We start from the raw sequence: 21,299 nt of genomic DNA, 5'->3' as shown, positions 1-21,299 counted from the left end.
CCGCCGGTAAGGCGGCGGGCCGCCCCGCGTCAGGTCACTCGACTATCTTCAGCAGTTTGTTGGCGGTGCCTTCCGTCGCGTCGGTGATGGCGTCCGGGGTGGCGCCGTCGGTGAGCGCGGTCGCCACCTCGGCCGGTGTCGCTTCCGGGTGGTCGGCGAGATAGAGGGCCGCGGCGCCGGTGACGTGCGGCGTCGCCATGGAGGTGCCGGACATGGTGGTCGTGGCGTCGTCACCGGTGTTGTAGTCGGAGACGATGTTGCCGCCCGGGGCGTAGATGTCCACGAGCGGACCGAAGTTGGAGAAGTACGACTGCTGGTCGTTCTGGTCGGACGAGGCGACGGTGATGGCCTCGGGCACCCGGGCGGGCGAGCTGACGTCGGCGTCCTGCGTGTCGTTGCCCGCGGCGACGGCGAAGGTCACCCCGGAAGCGATGGCGCCCTGGACGGACGCGTCGATGGCGGGGTCGGCGCCGCCGCCGAGGCTCATGTTGGCGACGGACGGGCCCTGGTGGTTCTGGGCGACCCAGTCGACGCCCGCGACGACCTGTTCCGTGGTGCCGTAGCCGGTGTCGTCGAGGACGCGCACGGCGACGATGTTCGCCTTCTTGGCGACGCCGAACTGGGCGCCGGCGATGGTGCCGGCCACATGCGTGCCGTGCCCGTAGCCGTCGTCGGCGATGTTGTCGCCGTCGATGGCGTCGTAGCCGTAGGACGCGCGCCCTTCGAAGTCCTGATGGGTGATCCGGACGCCCGTGTCGATGACGTAGGCCGTGACGCCCGCGCCCGCCGTGTCCGGGTAGGTGTAGGCGTTGTCACCGGTGGTCGCGGTCTGGTCGACCCGGTCGAGGCCCCAGGACGGCGGTACTTCCTGGGTGTCGGTGACATGGAACGTCTTGTTCTGGACGACCTTGGCGACGGCCGGGTCGGCCGCGAGCCGCTTGGCCTCGGTCGCGGTGAGCCCGCTCGCCGAGAAGCCGTCGACCGCGGTCGTGTAGTTGCGCCGCAGCTGACCGCCGTACTCCTTGGCGAGATCCTTCTTGTCGGCCTTGTGGTCCAGCGTGACGATGTAGCTGCCGGAGATCGCACCCGGGGCGCCGGCCCCGTAGACGACGCCTTCGGAGGTCGCCGCACCCGCCTGTGGGGAGGTGAGCGCGGTGAGTCCGGCCGCCGCCGCCACAGCGGTGACGGCTGCGGCGAGTCTGATCCGGTTGGCCGGCTTGCCCGTGGTCCTGGGGGTCATGAAGGTCATGAAGAGGGGACTCCTCGTCATCAAGTGGGGGGATGCCCGCCGGCCGGGAGGACTCCGGCGAACTGACAGGAAACCCTGGCCGATTGACGCGCTCAGATCAAGACCTCACCAGGGACAATTCCCGTCGCGGACCGGCGGATTCCCGCTGGATGTAAGGGACTTGCAGCGGTCCTGTGAGGGACGGGTCAGGCCGGGCCGGGGCGGGGAGAACACCACGTCCCCGGGAGCGGGTGGTGCGGGTGCGAGACTCTGCGGAGTTCGTACGAGGACCGGAAGCAAGTGGGCGAGTGATGGACGAAGCACAGGCGCGGCACATCCTGACGGCGACAGGGCTGCCGGAGGGCGCGGAGCTGCTGGCGCTGGGCGAGAACGCCGTCTTCGCGGCCGGTGAACTGGTCGTCAAGGTCGGCAGGGACGCGAAGTGGGACCCGGGGCTGCTGGACCGGGCCGAGCGGGAGGTCGCGCTCGCGTCCTGGCTCGCCGGGCACGGCGTCCCCGCCGTACGGGCCGCCGAGCCGCACGCGCGGTCGGTGGAAGGTCATCCGGTGACGCTCTGGCACCGGCTGGCCGATGCCGTACGCCCTGCCGAGGCCGCCGATCTGGCCTCGCTGCTCCGGCTCGTGCACGCCCTGCCCGCCCCTGCCGCCTTCACGCTCCCCCGCAGAGAACTGCTCGGCGGCGTCGAGCGGTGGCTGCGGATCGCCGGCGAAGCGATCGACCCGGCGGACGCCGACTACTTGCGGGAGCGCAGGGACGGCTTCGCCGCCGCCGCCGCGGCGCTGACGCCCCAGCTGCCCCCCGGGCCGATCCACGGCGACGCCCTGCCCCGCAACGTCCACATCGGCCCGGACGGGCCCGTACTGGTCGACCTGGAGACGTTCTCCTCGGACCTGCGCGAACACGACCTCGTCGTCATGGCGCTGTCCAGGGACCGGTACGCGCTGCCCGCCGAGCAGTACGACGCGTTCACCTCCGGCTACGGCTGGGACGTGCGCGACTGGGACGGCTGCGCCGTCCTGCGCGGCGCCCGGGAGACGGCCAGCTGCGCCTGGGTGGCGCAGCACGCGCCGACCAACCCGAAGGCGCTCGCCGAATTCCGCCGCCGGGTCGCCTCGCTGCGCGACGACGACCCCGAGGTCCGCTGGTACCCGTTCTGACCGGACGGCGGGACGGGAACGGGCGGCTGACGCGGGTTCAGGGCCGGGTCGGCACCGGCTCGCGCAGCGGCCAGTCCGCGTCCACCACCGCGTCCGCGTTGCCCTTCTTGCGCAGGAACTGCTGGAAGTCCTTCGCCCACTCCGCGTACCAGGCGATCTGACGCTCGTGCAGCTCGGCCGTACTGAGCGCGGCGACCACCCCGTGCCGCCCCGCTATCGCCGTCGCCACCCGGACGGCCGCCAGCGCGTCGGACCGGGCGTCGTGCGCGGTGTCCAGCACCACCCCGTACTCCCCGCAGACCGCCTCCAGCGTCCGCTTGCCGCGCCGGTAGCGGTCGACGGCGCGGTCGATCGTGTACGGGTCGATCACCGGCCCGACCGGGCCCAGCGGCGGCAGTCCGTGCCGGCGCAACTCGGCGGCGAGCAGGGTCAGATCGAACGACGCGTTGTACGCGACGACCGGCACCCCGCGCGCCCAGTAACCGGCGAGGAGCTGACCGATCTCGCCGGCCACCTCCGCCGCCGGACGCCCCTCCGCCGCGGCCCGCTCGCTGCTGATGCCGTGCACCGCCGACGCCTGGGCGGGAATGCTGATGCCCGGATCGGCCAGCCACGTCCGCTCGCTGATCACCTCGCCGCCCCGCACCTCGACGACGGCGGCCGTCACGATGCGCGCCTCCAGCGGCTCGGTGCCGGTCGTCTCCAGATCGAAACCGACCAGCGGCTCCCCGTGCCAAGTCATCCCGGACCTCCCTGACGTGCATGCCTCATGGTGCGGTGCTGCGTTCCCCGTTGATGGCCAACCCTGCCACGCGCCACTGACAACACCGGGTCAGGAGACCGGCCGGGAGTCCGTCCAGATCGACTCGAACTCCTCGCGGTACGTCTGGAAGAGGCCGTGCTCGGTGTCCTTGTCCGTCCGTACGACCTCACGCCGGCCGCCGCGCAGCACCAGCACGGGCGCCTCCATGCCACGGGCCTTGCGCAGGTACGACTGGACGACGGCGAGCCCGCCGGGGCCGTCGCCGTCGACCAGATAGGCCGTGAAGCGCGGGGTCTCGTCGAAGACATGGATCTCGAAGGCGCCCGGGTCGCGCAGACTGGCGCGCACCCGGCGCATATGAAGGATGTTCATCTCCACCGACCGGCTCAGCTCACCCTTCTTCAGACCCAGCTCCCGCTCGCGCCGTTTGACCGCGCTGCTCGCCGGGTTGAGGAAGAGCAGCCGTATCCGGCAGCCCGATTCGGCCAGCCTGATCAGCCGGCGGCCCGAGAAGTTCTGCACGAGGAGGTTCAGGCCTATCCCGATGGCGTCGACCCGGCGCGCGCCGCCGAACAGGTCCTCCGCCGGGATCTGACGCTGGAGCCTGACCCGGTCGGGATGGACGGAGACCACGTCCGCGTACCGGTCACCGACCAGGTCCTCCACGGCGTCGACCGGCAGCCGGTCGACCGACGGCACCCCGCTGCCGCCGCCGAGGATCTCCAGCAGCCGGGCGGACGCCCGCTCGGCCTGGGCGAGGACGGTCACGGAGAGCGCGCGGTTGCGCGAGACGACGTTGCGCGCGACCTCCAGCTCGTCGAGGGCCAGCTCCACGTCGCGGCGGTCGTCGAAGTACGGCTCGAAGCAGGGCCAGTGCTGGACCATCAGCTCCCGGAGCTGAGGGAGGGTGAGGAAGCTCAGGACGTTGTCGTCGGCCGGGTCGAGGAGATAGCCCTTGCGCCGGGAGACCTCCCGGACGGCGACGGCCCGCTGGACCCACTCCTGCCCGGCGGGGCCCGCCGCGGCGACGACCCACTCCTCGCCGTGCACCGGTTCGTAGATGGGGCGCAGTACGGCGGCCACAACGGCGCGCAGGCGCTGTTCGACGAGATTCAGCCAGATGTAGGCGCGCCCGGCCCGTTGCGCGCGCGTCCGGACCTCGGTCCAGGCCTCCGCGCCCCAGTCCAGTTCCGCCCCGATCTCCATCGGTTGCGCGAGGGAGACCGCTCCGGGCGGGATGTCGCCGGACTCCCCCTCGTGACCTGCGTCACCGGGGGGTAGTTCCAGCCCTCCCGAGCTCACCCGCGCACCGCCTTCCCTCCCCTTCAACGATCAAGGAAGGGTACTCCGCGGACGGTACGCGTGGCAGCCGGATGCACAGCTCCTTTCCCAACTCCCCCAATCGGAAAGGTGGTTCCCTGTGGCGAGATCGACCGGAGTGAGATGGTTCATAGTGATTACGCCCGGTGCGCCACCGGGCACGCCCCCCGGGTGACCGCCCCCGCGGTGCCCCCGAGCGCGGGTCCGTTGAACGGGCGACGGCGCGTAGCGTGAGGTTGACTTCGCCAGAATCTCCCCGGTTCTTCGGCAGAATCTCCCGGGTTCCTAGGTGGTTTCGCTTCTTTCGGGGAAGATCTGACGCAAGTGACCCGCAGCACCCGGATCAGAAATGGAAGAGTCTTATCTATGCAGGTCTGGCCGGGACAGACATATCCCCTGGGCGCCACGTACGACGGCGCCGGCACCAACTTCGCGGTCTACTCAGAGGCCGCCGACCGGATCGAGTTGTGCCTGCTGCACGACGACGGTTCAGAAACGGCGGTGGAACTGCGCGAGACCGACGCCTTCGTTCGCCATGCCTATCTGCCCGGCATCATGCCGGGCCAGCGGTACGGCTTCCGGGTGCACGGCCCGTACGCACCGGAGCACGGCCACCGCTGCAACTCGGCGAAGCTGCTCCTCGACCCCTACGCCCGCGCGATCAGCGGCTCCGTCGAGTGGGGTGAGTCGGTCTACGGCTACCACTTCGGCAAGCCGGACTCGCGCAACGACATGGACTCCGCCCCGCACACGATGTCGTCCGTCGTCGTCAATCCGTACTTCGACTGGGGCGACGACCGGCTGCCGCGGACCGAGTACCACAAGACGGTGCTGTACGAGGCCCATGTCAAGGGTCTGACCATGCTCCACCCGGAGCTGCCCGAGGAACTGCGCGGCACGTACGCCGGTCTCGCGCACCCCGCGGTGATCGAACACCTCACCGAGCTGGGGGTGACGGCGCTAGAGCTGATGCCGGTCCACCAGTTCGTCAACGACCACCGGCTGGTGGACGCGGGCCTCGCCAACTACTGGGGCTACAACACCATCGGCTTCTTCGCGCCGCACAACACGTACGCCTCGTGGGGCGACCGCGGCGAGCAGGTGCTGGAGTTCAAGCAGGCGGTCAAGGCGCTGCACCAGGCGGGTATCGAGGTCATCCTCGACGTGGTCTACAACCACACCGCCGAGGGCAACCACCTCGGCCCGACGCTGTCCTTCCGCGGCCTGGACAACGCGCAGTACTACCGGCTCAGCGAGGACGCCCGTTACTACACGGACACCACCGGCACCGGTAACTCGCTGCTGATGCGCAGTCCGCACGTACTGCAGCTGATCATGGACTCGCTGCGGTACTGGGTGACGGAGATGCATGTCGACGGCTTCCGCTTCGACCTCGCCGCCACCCTGGCCCGCCAGTTCCACGAGGTGGACCGGCTGTCGTCGTTCTTCGACCTGGTCCAGCAGGATCCGGTGGTCAGCCAGGTGAAGCTGATCGCCGAGCCGTGGGACGTCGGCGAGGGCGGCTACCAGGTGGGCAACTTCCCGCCGCTGTGGACCGAGTGGAACGGCAAGTACCGCGACACGGTCCGCGACCTGTGGCGCGGCGAGCCGCGCACCCTGGCCGAGTTCGCCGGGCGGCTCACCGGCTCGTCCGACCTGTACCAGGACGACGGGCGCCGGCCGCTGGCCTCCATCAACTTCACCACCTGCCACGACGGCTTCACACTCAACGACCTGGTCTCGTACAACGACAAGCACAACGAGGCCAACGGCGAGGGCAACAGGGACGGGGAGAGCCACAACCGCTCGTGGAACTGCGGCGCGGAGGGCGAGACCGACGACCCCGAGATCGTGGAGCTGCGCAAGCGTCAGATGCGTAACTTCATCGCGACGCTGATGCTGTCGCAGGGTGTGCCGATGCTCAGCCACGGCGACGAGTTCTCCCGTACGCAGGGCGGCAACAACAACGCGTACTGCCAGGACAACGAGGTGTCCTGGGTCCGCTGGCCCGAGCCGGGCGCCAAGGCGGGCAGCGCGGCCGAGGACGACATGCTGGCGTTCACCCGCTCCATGGTGTGGCTGCGCCGCGACCACCCGGTGTTCCGGCGGCGCAGGTTCTTCCACGGGCGCCCGGTGGAGGGCACCCACGACGAGCTGTCGGACATCTCCTGGTTCACCCCCGAGGGTGAGGAGATGACGCAGCAGGACTGGCAGGCCGCGCACGCCAAGGCGATGACGGTCTTCCTCAACGGGCACGCCATCTCGGAGCCGGGGCCGCGCGGCGAGCGGATCTCGGACGACTCGTTCCTGCTGATGTTCAACGCGAGCAGCGAGGAGCTGGAGTTCGTGGTGCCCGTCAACCACGGTCTGCAGTGGCAGGTCGTGGTGGACACCGCCCATCCCGAGGACGTACCGCCGGGGGCGGGTCCGAAGGTCGACGGCGGCGCGCACGTCACCATGATCGGCCGGAGCATGACGGTGCTGATGCGCCCCGCGTGACTGGCCGTCCGGCAGCCGGTCCGTCCGTCCAGCACCGGCGGCGCGAAACGCGTTTGCCGCGCCGCGCCGCCGGTGCTGGAGTGGCCGCATGGAACACAGTGCGGTACTGACCGCTTTCGACCGGCAGATGCGACAGGACGCGACGGCCGAGGGCCCGGGAGTGCGGGTCGAGCGGACCGGCGGGGTGGTACGGCAGGCCGGCGCCGCGCACGACTGGAACGGTGTCCTCTGGTCGGACCCGGCCCTGGACGGCGCCGCGGCCGACGCGGCGATCGTCGCGCAGATCGAGCGGTTCGCCCCCCTCGGTTACGAGTTCGAGTGGAAGCTCTACGGCCACGACCGGCCCGCCGATCTCGCCGAGCGGCTGCTGGCCGCCGGTTTCGTCCCTGAGGACACCGAGACGGTGCTGGTCGCCGAGGTCGGGAAGCTGTCCACCCGGGCCACGCTCCCGGCGGGCGTACGGCTGCGTCCGGTGACCGACGCCGCCGGGATGGAGCTGCTGTCCGGCGTCCATGAGCAGGCGTTCGGCATGACGGGCACCGCCTACCGGGAGCGGCTGCTGACGCAGCTCGCCGAAGCCCCCGAGACGGTGTCGGCGGTCGTCGCGACGGCCGGTGACACACCGGTGAGCGCGGCCCGGATGGAGCTGCCCCCGGGCAAGGAGTTCGCCGGGCTGTGGGGCGGCGGCACCCTGGAGGCCTGGCGGGGCAAAGGGATCTACCGGGCCCTGGTCGCCCACCGGGCGGAGATCGCCGCCGCGCGCGGTTACCGTTATCTCCAGGTCGATGCCCTGGAGACCAGCCGCCCGATCCTGGAACGGCTGGGCTTCACCGCCCTGACCACGACCACGCCGTACGTGTACAAGCCGGTACAGACACCCTGACAGCGCCCTGCCCGTCCGCCCGTCCGCATGAGTCAATGACACACGAAGCCCGAAGCGGGGTACGAACGTCCGTATGACGCCCACCGCGACCTACCGGCTCCAGCTCCAGCCGGACTTCACCTTCCGGGCCGCCGAGAAGGTGGTGCCGTACCTCGCAGCGCTCGGGGTCTCGCACCTCCATCTGTCCCCCGTGCTCGAAGCCGTCCCCGGCTCGACGCACGGCTACGACGTCGTCGACCACTCCCGGGTACGGGACGAGCTGGGCGGCGAGGACGGGCTGCGGCAGCTGGCCCGCCGGGCCCGCGAGTACGGCCTCGGCCTCGTCCTCGACATCGTCCCCAACCACATGGCGGCGGCGCCGTCCCACAACAAGGCGCTGTGGGAGGTGCTGCGCGAGGGCGCGGACTCCCCGTACGCCGGCTGGTTCGACATCGACAGGTCGACGGGTGACGGGAAGATGCTGCTGCCCGTGCTGCCGGGGCCGCTCGGCGGTGAACTCGCCGCCATGCGGGTCGAGGACGGTGTCCTGCACCACGGCGAGCAGCGGTTCCCGCTCGCGCCCGGCACCGAGGAGCTGGCGCTGCCCGAGCTGCTGAACGCGCAGCACTACCGGCTGTGCTGGTGGCGGCTGGCCCGCACGGAGCTGAACTACCGCCGGTTCTTCACCATCTCGGAGCTGATCGGGCTGCGCGTCGAGGACCCCGAGGTCTTCGAGGCCACCCACGCCAAGATCCTGGAGCTGGTGCGGGACGGTGTGGTCGAGGGACTGCGCATCGACCATCCGGACGGGCTCGCCGACCCCGAGCAGTATCTGCGCCGACTGGGCGAGGCCACCGGCGGCGCCTGCTGGACCGTGGTGGAGAAGATCCTCACCGGTGACGAGGTGCTGCCCGCCACCTGGCCGGTGGCCGGCACGACCGGCTACGACGCGCTGCGCAAGATCGACGGCCTGTTCACCGACCCGGTCGGCGCCGCCGCGCTGGAGCACCGGTACCGGGAGGTGGCGGCGCCCGCGCCCGACCGGGGCGGCCACTGGGAGCCGACGGTGCGCCGCGCCGCGTACAAGGTGGTCGTCCATGAACTGGCCGCCGAGACCGAGGTGCTGGTGCGGGCCGCCGAGCGGATCTGCGCCGCCGACCCGGCCCTGCGCGACCACGCGCCCTGGGCGCTGCGCACCGCCATTCGCGAGCTGCTGGTACGGGTCCCCGTCTACCGCCCGTACGTGACGGCGACGGGCCCCGGCGGGCCGCTCACCGAGGCGTCGGCCGCCACGATCCCGGCGCAGGCCGTGCGCGAGGCGAAGGCGGCCTTCGTGGTGGAGCAGGAGGCGGCGGCCGTCGACGTGGTGCGCGACCTGGCCCTCGGCAGGCTCGGTACCGGACCCGACCATGTGACGTTCTGCGCGCGGTTCGCCCAGACCGCCTCGGCGCTGCGCGCCAAGTCCGTCGAGGACACGGCGTTCTACCGGTTCGTGCCGCTGATCTCGGCCAACGAGGTGGGCGGCGACCCGGGTACGCCCGCCGTCAGCCCGGCGGAGTTCCACGCGTACTGCGGCAGGCTCGCGCGCGACTGGCCCGCCACCGGTACAGTCCTGACGACCCATGACACCAAGCGGAGCGCGGACGTACGGGCCGGGATCGCGGTGCTGTCGCAGTGCCCGAAGTGGTGGGACGACCTGCTGGAGCAGGTGTCAGGGGTACCGGCGCCCGATCCGCAGGTGGCCTGGCAGGCCTGGCAGACGGCGGTCGGCTTCACCCCGGCCGGCGACTCCGTGGACGTCGACGCGTCGCTGGCCGGCGCGCCGGACGGCAGCCGGATGGGTCCCGCGCTGCTGAAGTCCGTACGGGAGTCGGGGCTGCGCACGAGCTGGACCGAGGGTGACCCGGGCTACGAGCAGGCGGTCACCGATTTCGTCGACGCGGGCCCGGCGGGCGCCGCGCGCCGCACGGTCGCGCACTTCACCCGCGCGCTGTCCCCGTACGTACGGGCAGGGGCGCTGGGCGCCGCGCTGGTGCAGCTGACGATGCCGGGCGTGCCCGACCTCTACCAGGGCACCGAGCGGGAGTACTTCGCGCTGGTCGACCCGGACAACCGGGCCAGGTTCCGGCCGGGACCGCCGGACGAGAAGACGGTGGTGACCACGGCGGCGCTGAAGGTGCGCAGGGAACGCCCGGACGCGTTCGGCGAGTCGGGCACGTACACCCCGCTGGAGGCCTCGGGCCCGGCCGCCGCGCACTGTCTGGCATTCAGCAGGTCGGGCGAGGTGGTCACGGCCGTGACCAGGCTGCCGCTGCGGCTCGCGGAGACGGGCGGCTGGACGGGTACGGAGCTGGTCCTGCCGGCCGGCCGGTGGGTCGATCTGCTCTCCCCCGAGCGGGAGTTCGAGGGCGGCCCCGACCACCCGGTGCCGCTGGCCGAGCTGTTGGCCGAGCGCCCGGTGGCACTGCTCGCGGTGGCGGCTTCCTGATGGCCGGCCGGCGGAGCAAGGACCAGCGCAGGCAGGACGACGAGACGCTCGAACAGTGGCTGCGCCGCCGGGTCGCGGAGGGGACCGGGATCCCGATCGATCCGCGGATGACGCTCGACCTGTACGACCGCATGGTGGTGCTGGAGGCACGGGTGGCCGAGCTTGAGGCGCGGCTCCCCGACGACCGGCCGGGCGACTCCTAGCCAGGGCGGTGCAGGAGGTCGACGAAGGCGGCCGCGGCGCCGGTGAGTTCCACCCGGGAGAACGCGGTGACCGGGCGGCGCCACTCCGGGTCGACCTGGAGGATCACGCAGTCCTCCCCCACCGCGCCCCGCACCACGTGCGAGGGCGCGGTGGCGATACCGACACCGGCAGCCGCCATCCGTACCGCCGTGGACGAGTGCTCGGTCCAGACGGCGGTGCGCGGGGCGAAACCGGCCTTACCGCAGGCCCAGTCGAGGAATCTGCGGCCCTCGACCACCGGCTCCATCGCGCACCGCACCCAGGTGCGGTCGGACAGCTCGGCCAGGGCCACCGTCGTGCGGCCCGCGAGCCGGTCGTCGAAGGGCACGACCAGCACGATCTCCTCGATCCCGACGTGGACGACCGGGCCCTGCCAGTCGCGGGGCGGCGGTCCTACCGCCAGGTCGGCGATACCGCGCTCGACCCGTTCCTCCAGCGCCTCGGATGTCGCGTACTCGTGCAGGAACAGCGCGACCCGCGGACGGAGCCTGCGCCAGCGGGCGAAGACCTCGGGCAGGATCCCGACGGCCACGCCGTGCATCGCGGCGACATGCAGCTCACCGCCCTCGGCGCCGGCGGCGGCCCGCGCGGCGCGCTGGGCCTGCGCCGCGCTGCGTACGGCCAGTTCGGCGTGGGGCAGGAAGGCGCGGCCCATCGGGGTGAGCCGGACACCGCGCGGCAGCCGCTCCAGGAGCGGGCCGCCGACGGTCCGCTCCAGGGCCTTGATCTGGTGCGAGAGCGCGGGCTGGGTGACATGGAGCAGCTCGGCGGCCCGGGTGAAGGACGACTCCTCGACGACGGTCAGGAAGTACTCCATCTGTCGCAGACTCATGGCCGCCGCCTCCCGCGCTTTCCGCGCCTCCCGCGCCGAGCCATAAACACCCTGCATCGGCTCCACAAGATTATTGCCTTGGACGCATGACCAGGAAGGGGCCGAGGCTGGCCGCATGACTACCGATGTGATCGTGATCGGCGGCGGCACCGGCGGATACTCCACCGCGCTGCGCGCCGCGGCGCTGGGCCTCGACGTCGTCCTGGCGGAGCGCGACAAGATCGGCGGCACCTGTCTGCACCGCGGCTGCGTCCCCAGCAAGGCGATGCTGCACGCGGCGGAACTGGTCGACGGGATCGCCGAGGCCCGGGAGCGGTGGGGGGTGAAGTCGACGCTCGACTCGGTGGACTGGCCGGCGCTCGTCGCCACCCGGGACGACATCGTCGCCCGTAACCACCGGGGCGTGGAGAGCCATCTCGCCCACGCGGGGGTACGGGTGGTGCGGGGCAGCGCCCGGCTGACCGGGCCGCGCGGTGTGTACGTCGAGGGGGCCGGGGAGCTGACGGCGCGCCGGGGGATCGTGCTGGCGACCGGATCGAGACCGCGCACGCTGCCGGGGCTCACCCCCGACGGCCGGACGGTCGTCACCAGCGACGACGCGCTCTTCGCGCCGGGGCTGCCCGCTTCGGTCCTGGTGCTGGGCGGCGGTGCGATCGGGGTGGAGTACGCCTCGTTCCACCGCTCCATGGGCGCGGCCGTGACGCTCGTGGAGGCCGCCGACCGGCTCGTACCGCTGGAGGACGCGGACGTGGGCCGGCACCTGACACGCGGTCTGAAGAAGCGCGGTATCCGGGTGCTGACGGGCGCCCGGCTGGACGACGCGTCGGTGGCGGCCGGGTCGGTACGGGCCGTGGTGCGCCCGGCGCGCGGGGAGAGCCGTACGGTCGAGGCGGAGCGGCTGCTGGTCGCCGTCGGGCGCGCACCGGTCACCGAAGGACTCGACCTGGCGGCGGCCGGGCTCACCACCGACGAGCGCGGCCATGTCGTCCCGGCCGACTGGACGCGGCTGGAGACGGCCGTGCCCGGCATCCACGTGGTCGGCGATCTGCTGCCGCCCCCGTCCCTGGGCCTGGCCCACGCGTCGTTCGCCGAGGGCCTGTTGGTCGCGGAGACCCTGGCGGGGGTCGCCTCGCAGCCGGTCGACTACGCGACGGTGCCGAGGGTGACGTACTCCAGCCCGCAGACGGCGGCGGTCGGACTGACCGAGGAGGAGGCCCGCAACCGGGGCCACGAGGTGCGGGTGAACACGATGCCGCTGACCGCGGTCGCCAAGGGCATGGTGCACGGCCGGGGCGGCGTGGTGAAGGTCGTGGCCGAACGGGACGGCCGGGTCCTCGGGGTACATCTGGTCGGCCCGCACGTCTCGGAGATGATCGCCGAGAGCCAGCTGATCGTCGGCTGGGACGCCGAACCGTCCGACGTGGCCCGCCACATCCACCCGCACCCGACACTGTCGGAGGCGGTCGGGGAAACGTTCCTGACCCTGGCGGGCCGCGGCCTGCACCAGCAGTGACCGGGGTTCCCGCCGACCCTCCCGGGAGTCTCCGCCGTCGTTGGCTGACACGCGCTCGCCCCAGGGCAACCGCCGCCTCGCGGGCAGAAGTGCCGCTGTGACCATGTGCGGGCCGCACGGCGCGCTGTTCCGACGGGCCGGACCGAGTCACGGTCCGCGGCGCCGGACAAGGCCTAGTCGGTCGCGATACGGAAGCTCATCTGCCCGAAGCTCACCATGTCGCCGTCGCGCACCACGGCCGTCGCCGTCACCCGGCGGCCGTTGACGACGGTCCCGTTGGTGGAGCTGAGGTCACGGAGGATCCACTGGTCGCCGCGCATGACCAGCTCGGCGTGGAGCCTGGACACGGTGTCGTCGCTCAGCCGCAGCCCGTTGACCGGGTCGCGGCCGATCCGCAGCGGGTAGGGGCTCGGCTGCGGCAGCAGCAGCTTCGGCAGCCGCTCCACCTGCCACGCCCTGCGCAGCCGCTGCGAGAAGGCGGAGACCCGCCCCACGGCCCCGAACAACCGCCGGGACCAGGCCCCTTCGGTCTCCAGGTCGGCGGTGAGTATCTTCAGCTCGTCCGCCCTGCGCGCGGCGAGCACGAGATCCATCCGGCGCAGAAAGGTGTCGTGCGACAGCCTCCCCTGCGCCGCCCCTTCCCTGAGCAACGCCAGCACCCGGTCCCGCTCGGCGTCGGAGAGCCGCGCGGGATACGTGGGGGACTCGAAGGAAGACGTCACACCGTGATTGTCGGGCCGCCGACACCGAGGTGTCCAGACGCCCCGGTTCATGACCGCCCGGAATCGGCGAGCCGGCCTCGGCACCGGCCGCCCGGTGAGCCGGTTACCTGAACTTTCAACGGGCTATCAATATGACCTGGGACTGATCCCACTACCGGATGCCGGGCCCGTGAGCGTCGTATTGGGGGAACGTCTTGCCAATTCGGGGTGATGACGGGGCTCCCGGCGGTCTGGCTTGCCACCATGTGGGAACGGTGTGTGGTGAAGCCGATGACAGAAAAAGGGGGACCGTCCGTGCAGTTCGAGGTGTGGGCACCGAAGGCGCAGGACCAGGTCGTACTGCGTCTTGAGGACGCCGACCGGCCGATGGAGCGCGATCCGGAGCGGGAGGGCTGGTGGCTGGCGCAGGCGCCGGCGACCGACGGGAGCCGGTACGGCTTCGCGCTGGACGGCGGTCTGGTGCTTCCCGACCCGCGCTCGCGGCGCCAGCCGGACGGGCCCGACGGTACGAGCGCCGTCGTCGACCAGGCCGCGTACGCGTGGCAGGTCGAGTGGGCGGGGCGGCCGCTGCCCGGCGCCGTGCTGTACGAGCTGCACATCGGCACGTTCACCCGTGAGGGCACCCTGGACGCGGCGGCCGAACAGCTCGCGCCGCTGGCCGAACTGGGCATCACGCATGTTGAGTTGATGCCGCTCTGCCCGTTCCCCGGCTCGCACGGCTGGGGGTACGAGGGGGTGTCGCTGTGGGCGGTGCACGAGCCGTACGGCGGCCCCGAGGCGTTGAAGCGCTTTGTCGACACGGCGCACGGCCTGGGCATCGGCGTGGTGCTGGACGTCGTACACAACCACCTCGGTCCGGCCGGCAACTACCTGCCCCAGTTCGGCCCGTACTTCACCGACACGCACCACACCCCGTGGGGCGCCGCGGTCAACCTGGACGCGCCGGGCTCCGACGAGGTGCGGGCCTATCTGCTGGAGAGCGCCCTGGCCTGGCTGCGGGACTACCGGCTCGACGGGCTGCGGCTCGACGCCGTGCACGCCCTCGCCGACGGCCGCGCGCTGACCTTCCTCGAAGAGCTGTCCACGGCGGTCGACGCGCTCGCGGCCGGCGTCGGACGGCCGCTGTTCCTCATCGCCGAGTCGGACCTGGCCGACCCGCGCACCACGACCCCGCGCACCGAGGGCGGCCTCGGGCTGCACGCGCAGTGGAACGACGACTTCCACCACGCCCTGCACACCGCCCTGACCGGCGAATCCCAGGGCTACTACGCCGACTTCGCCCGCGCACCGCTCGCCGCCGTCGCCAAGACGCTGAGCCGGGCGTTCTTCCACGACGGTACGTACTCGACGTTCCGCGGCAGAGTCCACGGCCGGCCGGTGGACCGCACGAGAACCCCCGCGCACCGCTTCCTCGGCTACGCCCAGACCCATGACCAGGTCGGCAACCGCGCGCTGGGCGACCGGCTCTCCGCCACCCTCTCCCCCGGGCTGCTCGCCTGCGCCGCCGTGCTCGTCCTGACGGGCCCGCACACCCCGATGCTGTTCATGGGCGAGGAGTGGGGCGCCGCCACCCCCTGGCAGTTCTTCACCGACCACCCCGACCCGGTGCTCGCCGAGGCCGTACGCACCGGCAGGCGCAGGGAGTTCGCCGCGCACGGCTGGGCTGAGGAGGACATCCCCGACCCGCAGGACCCCGCCACCCGCGAGCGGTCCTGTCTGGACCGTACGGAGATCGAGAAGGAGCCGCACGCCCGGCTGCTGGCCTGGCACCGCGAGCTGATCGCCCTGCGGCACGGCCAGCCGGACCTCGCCGACCCCGACCTGGCCACGGTGAAGGTGGCCTTCGACGAGGCGGCGCGCTGGCTGGCGTACCGCAGGGGCGATCTGCGGATCGCGGTGAACCTGTCCGACCGGAGCGCCGAGATCCCGCTGGGCGGCGGCGGCCGGGTGTTGGCCGCCTGGGAGCCGGTACGGGCGCCGGGCGCCGACGGGGTGCTGCGGCTGCCGCCGGAGTCCTGCGTGGTCCTGACCGACAGCTGACCGCGCGCCGCCCCGGTCAGTGCACGATCGCCATCTCGCGCGGGGTGTTGTTGAGGCGGCGGCCACCGGTCTCGGTGACCGTCACGATGTCCTCGATCCGGACCCCGAACCGGCCGGGCAGATAGACGCCGGGCTCGACCGAGAAGCACATGCCCGGCACCATGGGCTGCTCCTCCCCCTCGATCATGTACGGCGGCTCGTGCGTGGTGATGCCGATGCCGTGTCCTGTGCGGTGGATGAAGTACTCGCCGTAGCCGGCCGCTTCGATCACCGCGCGGGCCGCGCGGTCGACCTCCTGGCAGGCGACGCCCGGCCTGACGGCCTCGAAGCCGGCCTGCTGCGCCTCGCGCACGAGGGTGTGCACGCGCCGCTCCTCGTCGGTCGGCTCGCCGACGTGGACGGTGCGGGTGGTGTCGGACCCGTAGCCGTGCTTCAGCCCGCCGAAGTCCAGGACGACCATGTCGCCGTCGGCGATGACCCGGTCGCCCGCGTCGTGGTGCGGGTCGGCGGCGCCGGGGCCCGAGCCCACGACGGTGAAGTCGACCTGCGAGTGGCCGAAGCGCAGCAGCAGCGCCGCGAGGTCGGCGGCGATGTCCGTCTCCTTGCGCCCGGCGAAGGGGACCTTCAGGATCTCGCCGTACGCGGCGTCGGCCGCGGCGCCCGCCGCCTCGGCCCTCGCCAGCTCACGCGCGTCCTTCACCGCGCGCAGCATCGGCAGCGTCTCGGTCAGCGCGGTGTACGAGACGCCGGGCAGCGCCGCTCGCAGGCGCAGCAGGTGCAGGGCCCAGGCGTTGTCGCTGATGCCGAAGCGGCCCGCCGGGTCGAGCAGCGGCGCTGTCGCGGCGTACGGGTCCTGCGCGTCGGTCCAGTCCCGCAGGGTGAGCGCGGGCGCGCCGGGCGCCCTGGCCGCGTCCGGCGCCTCCAGCGCGGGCACCACCAGGACCGGATCGCCGTCGGCGGGCACGACGAGCATGGTCATCCGCTCGGTGGTCAGTGACGCGTGGTACCCGGTGAGATACGTCAGGTCGGGGCCCGGCGCGACCAGCACACCGGCCAGCCCGGCCTCGGCGGCCGAGCGGGCCGTACGGGCCATCCGGTCGCGGTAGTCGTCGGCGGTGAACGGCGCGGGTGCGGCCTCTGCGGCGGTGTCGGGCGCGGGCTCTGGTGTGGTCGGCATGGGGTCATCGTGCCTGGTGGGACGGCCCGGACGAAAGGGTTCACGCCGAGCGGGGAGGCTCACGCCGACGCGAAAGGGGTCACGCCGGTGGCGGTTCGCGCTCCACCAGCCGCTCCAGCAGCTCCTGGAACTCGTCGCCGACGACGATCCGCAGCCCCTCGCCGTCCTCGTCCTCGTCGCTGAGCTGGGTGAGTGTGCCGCCCCGCCACCAGTAGACGTACGGGCTGATCGCGCCGGGGGTGTCCGCGTACCCGGACGCGGCGAACGACGCCATCGCGTTCAGCGAAGGGATCATGGTCGTGTCCCGGATGACATGGAACGCGAGCTGGTGCCGGAACGGCATCGCGACCAGCGCGCCGTCCGCCGTGAGGTGCTGTCCGGTCACCTGCCGTACGACGGACTCCAGCGCGAGGACCCGGCTGGCCGTGTAGAACGAGTCGCCGAGGACCACCTCGAACCGCATCCCGCCCGAGTCCTTGACGGTCTCGCGCCCCTCGACCGGCAGGTCCTTGAGGTTGCGCATCGCGCGGTCGCGCAGCTGCTGGACCTGGCCCAGCGGCTCCAGCGCCTCGTCGGTGAGCATCATGACGCTCTCCGGCAGATCCAGGGCCAGCACCTCGTACAGCCCGGGGGCGACCGAGCGCGCGTACGCGAAGGTCTGCGGGTCGAGGCCGTCACCGCTGATCACCCGGGGGTAGAGCTGCGCCCTGATCTGCTCGGGCGGCAGGGTGTCGAGCGCCGAAGGGCCGTCCATGGTGCGCAGCACCATCCCGGCGTGCTGCCTGGCCAGCTCGCCCCAGACGCGCGGGCCCCGGTGGTCGTTGTGGCAGACGGCGGCGAGATTGGCGAGCCCGAACTGGCGGCCCGCGCTGTCGCTGACCATGTCCGCGTAGACCGTCAGCTCAAGGCCCTGCTCGGCGAAGGCCTCGCGGACCTGGGAGCGGAACCACGCGCCCTCGTCGACGGAGAAGAAGGAGAACGCGGGGTCACGGGGCGCGTCGCGTCCGTCGCGTTTCGGCCCTCGTCGGAACAACCGCACACCATCCGCCTCCACCCGTACATCTCCGGCCGGTCGGCCGGTCAGCCGGACCCTGCCCGGCCCCGGACCGCTTCAGCCGCGTCCGCCCGCCCCTGTGACCGTCCGATCGTCGCACTTCCGATGCTAACGGTCCTGACCGACAACGAGGTCGGCACGGTCCTTGCCCGCCAGCACCAGACGCGCGTTGACCTCGTCGGACTCCCGCACCCAGCGCTCGGCGTACGCCCGCTCCTTGCCGAAGCGCACATGGCGCTCGACGAGCCGGCGCACCCGTACCTCCGGGTCGGGGTCCAGGAACCACACCTCGTCGATGAGCGCGCGCACCGCCGTCCAGGGCCCTGCGGGGCCGTCGTCCAGCAGCAGGTAGTTGCCCTCGGTGACGACGAGCGGGATGTCGGGGTGGACGGCGACACTGCCCGCGACCGCCTCTTCGAGGGACCGGTCGAACGCAGGCGCGTAGACGACGGTGCCCTGCTCGGGGGTGCGTAGCCGGCCGAGCAGGGCCGCGTAGCCCGCGGGGTCGAAGGTGTCGGGGGCGCCCTTGCGCCCGGCCCGCCCCAGCCGGACCAGCTCCGCCTGGGCGAGATGGAAGCCGTCCATCGGTACGAGGACGGCGAGGCCGTCAAGCCGATCGACGATCCGCTCGGCGAGCGTGGACTTGCCCGCGCCCGGCGCGCCCGCGATACCGAGGACATGGCGGGCGCCCGGAACGGCGAGCTTGCGGGCGCGGGCGGCGAGCGCCGCGATCTGCTGCTCATCCATAGGCGGCATTGTTCCATCGCGGCTCTCCGGTGCGGCGGCGGGCGCCCGCGAACCCCGCCCGCGACGCGGCCGACGGCGCCGCGCGAACGCTCCTTCCTACCGCCGCCCGTATCGCCCGGGAGGCGGCCCTGAGGCGGGCGTCAGGTCGATAGGGTTCGGCCATGACGGACCCCGCCCTGGACGCGCTCACGCCACAACTGGCGCAACTCCACTACGCCTCGGCCCCGCAGGACACCGACGGGTCGGCGCCGCGGTTCACCGCCGTCACGCCCGGCACAGGACAGGCGGTCCTCGACGAGGCAGGACAACTGCTCGGGTACGAGCCGCCGCGCGACGCGCCGCCGCACCCGACGACCGCCGAACTGGCCGCGTTTCCGCTGGCGTTCAGTCACAGCCTGCTCGCCGACGGCAGCCGGCTGCTGGCCCGTACGGTGTGCACGGGCGTCGACCACAGCGGACGGTGGTCGTCCTTCCACGCACACGGCGTGCTGTTCCCGCCGGACCCGTACGGCACGGCGACGGACACCAGTGTCCTGCCGGTCGCGGGGTGGGACTCGCCGTTGTGGGCGACCGGAACGCCGGACGGCGGGGTCCCGTTGCCGCTGACCGGTCCCGCCGGACCCGGCGTCTTCGGACCTGCCGCCTTCGGACCTGCCGCCTTCGGCCGGGACGCGCAGGTACGGTTCGCGGCGGCGCGCGCCGCCCAACTCCCCGTCTTCTTCGCCGCGTTGCGGGCACTGCACACCACGGATCCGGGGCGGCGGATCGGACTGGTCGAGCGGGACAGCGCGGATGCCGCCCGGTGGATCGCGCTCGCCAGCACCGTACTTCCGCGCGCGGAGGCGCTGCGGCTGACCTTCACCACGTACACCCGGCGGCCACGCCTCGCACCGCAGCAGATCGTCGGGGTCCTGCCGGACGACGCGCCGTCCCTGAGCGAGCCGGGGCAGACCTTCCGGATCGTGGACCGCGCGACCGCCCCTGGCAGCGCACAGGAACCGGTCACGGACGTATGGGCGCTGACAGCGGCGCGGGTCTGGCTGGCCAGGGCGCCCGAACTCTTCACCGAGGCGGTCGCGTTGCCCGCCGGCGCCTTCTCGGCCGGTGCGCTCGCCGCCGTCGCGCTCTGCGCCGACATCGGGCTCGGCCCCGAGGCACGCACCGAAGCCGCCGTCTGGGCGCGCGCGCACGCGCGCGACCTCGACGACAAGCGGCTGCGCCAGGTCGTCGAAGCGCTCTGCGCACCCTCCGAGGACCGTACGGCGGCCGAATCCGCCGCCCTGTCGGCGCTGTTCGGGACACTGGACAGCCAGGCGCCGTCGGCCACGACCACCCTGCTCGGGGCGCTGGTGCTGACCCTGGCGGTGCGGATGCCGGACGCGGGACACGAGCTGCCCGCGCTCCAACTCATGGCGCTGCCGTCCGAGTTGCGAAGCCGCCTCGCCGTCGAGCTGGCGCCGGAGCTGCGCGGCGGTATCACCCGCGACTCGGCGGGCAGCGGACCTGACACCGCCCGGCCGTTGGGACTGCTGCGCGCCGCCGGCGTGCTCGGTGTGGACTGCGCCGACCTGCTGCCCGCGCTGGCCCGGCGGCTCGCACGGGCGCTGCTCGCCGACCCGGAGGCCGCCTGGACACCGTCCCTGCGCGCCATGGTCGACGATCACTTCGAGCTGCGGACGGCGCTGCTCAGCGCCCTCGACGCGCTCGCGGCGGAGGACCCGTCCGCCGCCGCGCGGCTGCTGGCCCGTACCCCGCTCGACCTCACGGGGGTGCAGGCGCTGCCGCAGCTGCGGATGTGCGCGGGGGCGCCCTGGCTGCCGATACCCGGCGGTGACCGGGTCACCGCCCTGCACGCAGCGCTGCGCGCCTCCGGGGTGTCTCCGCTGGCCGATCCGCTGGTGCTGCGCACGGCCGTACGGCTGGTCTGGGACGGCGGCGCGCCCGCCGCGGGCGAGGCACGGCAGATGCTCGGTGAGACGGGCTCCGACGCGCATCGCGCGGCCGGCACCTGGCGGGCCCTGGTCAGTGCGGCGCTCGAATGTTCGGCGGACGACGCCGACGCGCCCGATCTGGCGCACGAGCTGCTGCGCAGCTTTCCCGACCAGCTGGAGCCGAGGGTGCGCGGCGCGCTGCAACTCCTGCAGTTCGCCAGGGAACTGGAGCGGGGCCGGGCGCAACCGCCATGGACGCAGCGGACACTTACGCTGAAGGCGGCCGTCGAGCCGGTCGAACCCGGCGTCGTCGACCTCGTGTTCGGGATCCTCGCCCGCCATCTGCTCTCCGAGCACCGGCCGGAGGGCGAGCTGTACGCGCTGATCCACTGCGACGAACCGGATCTGCTGGCCGCCTACGGCGCCGCTGCGCGCGCCGACCGGGTACGGGAGCGGCTGGGCGCGGCGCCCGGTTACGTCGCCGACTGTTTCGTCGCGTGGAGTTCGCTGCCCGGGGCCAACCGCCCCTGGGACAAGACCCGTTCGGCGCTGCTCGACAAGGTGCTGCGGCCCGTGGTCCGGGCGCTGCCCGCCGAGGACGTCGCCTCGGTCGAGCACGCTCTTGAGCGGGCCGGGGCCCACCGGGCCGAGGAGTTCCGGCTGTGGAACCGCCCCGGCGCCTTCGGCCGGCTGGGCCGCCGG

The 21,299-nt window shown here is 72.6% G+C and carries 16 protein-coding genes; 8 read left to right on the top strand and 8 right to left on the bottom strand.

What is annotated here, in order from left to right; genetic code table 11:
- Positions 1–34: 34 nt before the first annotated feature.
- Positions 35–1,240, bottom strand: coding sequence for a S8 family peptidase (locus tag HY68_RS24095; protein ID WP_041996998.1), 1,206 nt, complete (start codon positions 1,238–1,240; stop codon positions 35–37).
- Positions 1,241–1,539: 299 nt separating this feature from the next.
- Here HY68_RS24095 and HY68_RS24090 point away from each other — a divergent pair, with 299 nt between their 5' ends.
- Positions 1,540–2,406 (top strand): aminoglycoside phosphotransferase family protein, encoded by an 867-nt coding sequence (locus tag HY68_RS24090; RefSeq protein ID WP_041992130.1) that lies wholly within the window; start codon positions 1,540–1,542, stop codon positions 2,404–2,406.
- Between the two features lie 37 nt (positions 2,407–2,443).
- Here HY68_RS24090 and HY68_RS24085 read toward each other — a convergent pair whose 3' ends face one another.
- A complete protein-coding gene (locus tag HY68_RS24085; RefSeq protein WP_041992128.1) occupies positions 2,444–3,148 on the bottom strand; it encodes a 3'-5' exonuclease in 705 nt (234 codons plus the stop codon).
- Between the two features lie 90 nt (positions 3,149–3,238).
- Positions 3,239–4,471, bottom strand: a complete 1,233-nt coding sequence (locus tag HY68_RS24080; protein ID WP_078863750.1) for an SAV2148 family HEPN domain-containing protein — start codon at positions 4,469–4,471, stop codon at positions 3,239–3,241.
- Between the two features lie 384 nt (positions 4,472–4,855).
- Between HY68_RS24080 and glgX the strand changes: the two genes are divergently transcribed.
- The 4 genes from glgX to HY68_RS24060 all read left to right on the top strand — a co-directional run bounded on the left by glgX (position 4,856) and on the right by HY68_RS24060 (position 10,541).
- Positions 4,856–6,988 carry a glycogen debranching protein GlgX gene (gene glgX, locus HY68_RS24075; RefSeq protein WP_041992123.1) on the top strand — a complete coding sequence of 711 codons (2,133 nt, stop codon included), beginning with the start codon at positions 4,856–4,858 and terminating at the stop codon, positions 6,986–6,988.
- Between the two features lie 88 nt (positions 6,989–7,076).
- Entirely contained in the window at positions 7,077–7,871 is a 795-nt protein-coding gene (locus tag HY68_RS24070; protein WP_041992120.1) for a GNAT family N-acetyltransferase, read from the top strand.
- Between the two features lie 73 nt (positions 7,872–7,944).
- Positions 7,945–10,338 (top strand): malto-oligosyltrehalose synthase, encoded by a 2,394-nt coding sequence (treY, locus tag HY68_RS24065; RefSeq protein ID WP_041992117.1) that lies wholly within the window; start codon positions 7,945–7,947, stop codon positions 10,336–10,338.
- Positions 10,338–10,541, top strand: coding sequence for a hypothetical protein (locus tag HY68_RS24060; RefSeq protein WP_041992114.1), 204 nt, complete (start codon positions 10,338–10,340; stop codon positions 10,539–10,541). Before treY ends, HY68_RS24060 begins: the two co-directional genes overlap by 1 nt.
- On the opposite strand, the gene HY68_RS24055 is transcribed toward HY68_RS24060, so the two are convergent.
- Complete coding sequence (locus tag HY68_RS24055; protein WP_041992112.1) at positions 10,538–11,413, bottom strand: LysR family transcriptional regulator; 876 nt, start codon at positions 11,411–11,413, stop codon at positions 10,538–10,540. The genes HY68_RS24060 and HY68_RS24055 overlap by 4 nt on opposite strands.
- Positions 11,414–11,528: 115 nt before the next feature.
- Here HY68_RS24055 and lpdA point away from each other — a divergent pair, with 115 nt between their 5' ends.
- The gene (lpdA, locus tag HY68_RS24050) at positions 11,529–12,926 is read left to right on the top strand and encodes a dihydrolipoyl dehydrogenase (RefSeq protein WP_041992110.1); all 1,398 of its coding nucleotides are present in this window, start codon (positions 11,529–11,531) and stop codon (positions 12,924–12,926) included.
- A gap of 173 nt (positions 12,927–13,099) precedes the next feature.
- On the opposite strand, the gene HY68_RS24045 is transcribed toward lpdA, so the two are convergent.
- On the bottom strand, positions 13,100–13,648 hold the full coding sequence (locus tag HY68_RS24045) for a DUF1707 and FHA domain-containing protein (RefSeq protein ID WP_041992108.1): 549 nt from the start codon (positions 13,646–13,648) through the stop codon (positions 13,100–13,102).
- Positions 13,649–13,942: 294 nt separating this feature from the next.
- On the opposite strand from HY68_RS24045, the gene treZ reads away from it, so the two are divergent.
- Positions 13,943–15,688, top strand: a complete 1,746-nt coding sequence (gene treZ, locus HY68_RS24040) for a malto-oligosyltrehalose trehalohydrolase (RefSeq protein ID WP_041992105.1) — start codon at positions 13,943–13,945, stop codon at positions 15,686–15,688.
- A gap of 16 nt (positions 15,689–15,704) precedes the next feature.
- Here treZ and HY68_RS24035 read toward each other — a convergent pair whose 3' ends face one another.
- From HY68_RS24035 to HY68_RS24025, 3 genes are all read right to left on the bottom strand, one after another.
- A complete protein-coding gene (locus HY68_RS24035; RefSeq protein WP_041992102.1) occupies positions 15,705–16,865 on the bottom strand; it encodes an aminopeptidase P family protein in 1,161 nt (386 codons plus the stop codon).
- Between the two features lie 79 nt (positions 16,866–16,944).
- The gene (locus HY68_RS24030; RefSeq protein WP_041996996.1) at positions 16,945–17,904 is read right to left on the bottom strand and encodes a hypothetical protein; all 960 of its coding nucleotides are present in this window, start codon (positions 17,902–17,904) and stop codon (positions 16,945–16,947) included.
- A 123-nt stretch (positions 17,905–18,027) separates the two neighbouring features.
- Entirely contained in the window at positions 18,028–18,666 is a 639-nt protein-coding gene (locus HY68_RS24025; RefSeq protein WP_041992100.1) for a nucleoside/nucleotide kinase family protein, read from the bottom strand.
- Positions 18,667–18,827: 161 nt separating this feature from the next.
- Between HY68_RS24025 and HY68_RS24020 the strand changes: the two genes are divergently transcribed.
- A partial coding sequence (locus tag HY68_RS24020; RefSeq protein ID WP_041992098.1) for a GTPase-associated protein 1-related protein occupies positions 18,828–21,299 on the top strand: 2,472 nt, incomplete at its 3' end.

Origin of the sequence: Streptomyces sp. AcH 505 (assembly GCF_000818175.1) — a bacterium.
Classification (GTDB): domain Bacteria; phylum Actinomycetota; class Actinomycetes; order Streptomycetales; family Streptomycetaceae; genus Streptomyces.
The sequence above is the reverse complement of the archived record's forward strand: the minus strand, read 5'-3'. Positions and strand labels throughout refer to the sequence as shown.

What these genes read in the sequence shown, in the direction of transcription:
- HY68_RS24095 (WP_041996998.1), bottom strand. Translation starts at nt 1,240, where the DNA reads ATGACCCCCAGGACCACGGGCAAGCCGGCCAACCGGATCAGACTCGCC.
- HY68_RS24090 (WP_041992130.1), top strand. Translation starts at nt 1,540, where the DNA reads ATGGACGAAGCACAGGCGCGGCACATCCTGACGGCGACAGGGCTGCCG.
- HY68_RS24085 (WP_041992128.1), bottom strand. Translation starts at nt 3,148, where the DNA reads ATGACTTGGCACGGGGAGCCGCTGGTCGGTTTCGATCTGGAGACGACC.
- glgX (WP_041992123.1), top strand. Translation starts at nt 4,856, where the DNA reads ATGCAGGTCTGGCCGGGACAGACATATCCCCTGGGCGCCACGTACGAC.
- HY68_RS24070 (WP_041992120.1), top strand. Translation starts at nt 7,077, where the DNA reads ATGGAACACAGTGCGGTACTGACCGCTTTCGACCGGCAGATGCGACAG.
- treY (WP_041992117.1), top strand. Translation starts at nt 7,945, where the DNA reads ATGACGCCCACCGCGACCTACCGGCTCCAGCTCCAGCCGGACTTCACC.
- HY68_RS24060 (WP_041992114.1), top strand. Translation starts at nt 10,338, where the DNA reads ATGGCCGGCCGGCGGAGCAAGGACCAGCGCAGGCAGGACGACGAGACG.
- HY68_RS24055 (WP_041992112.1), bottom strand. Translation starts at nt 11,413, where the DNA reads ATGAGTCTGCGACAGATGGAGTACTTCCTGACCGTCGTCGAGGAGTCG.
- lpdA (WP_041992110.1), top strand. Translation starts at nt 11,529, where the DNA reads ATGACTACCGATGTGATCGTGATCGGCGGCGGCACCGGCGGATACTCC.
- HY68_RS24035 (WP_041992102.1), bottom strand. Translation starts at nt 16,865, where the DNA reads ATGCCGACCACACCAGAGCCCGCGCCCGACACCGCCGCAGAGGCCGCA.
- HY68_RS24025 (WP_041992100.1), bottom strand. Translation starts at nt 18,666, where the DNA reads ATGGATGAGCAGCAGATCGCGGCGCTCGCCGCCCGCGCCCGCAAGCTC.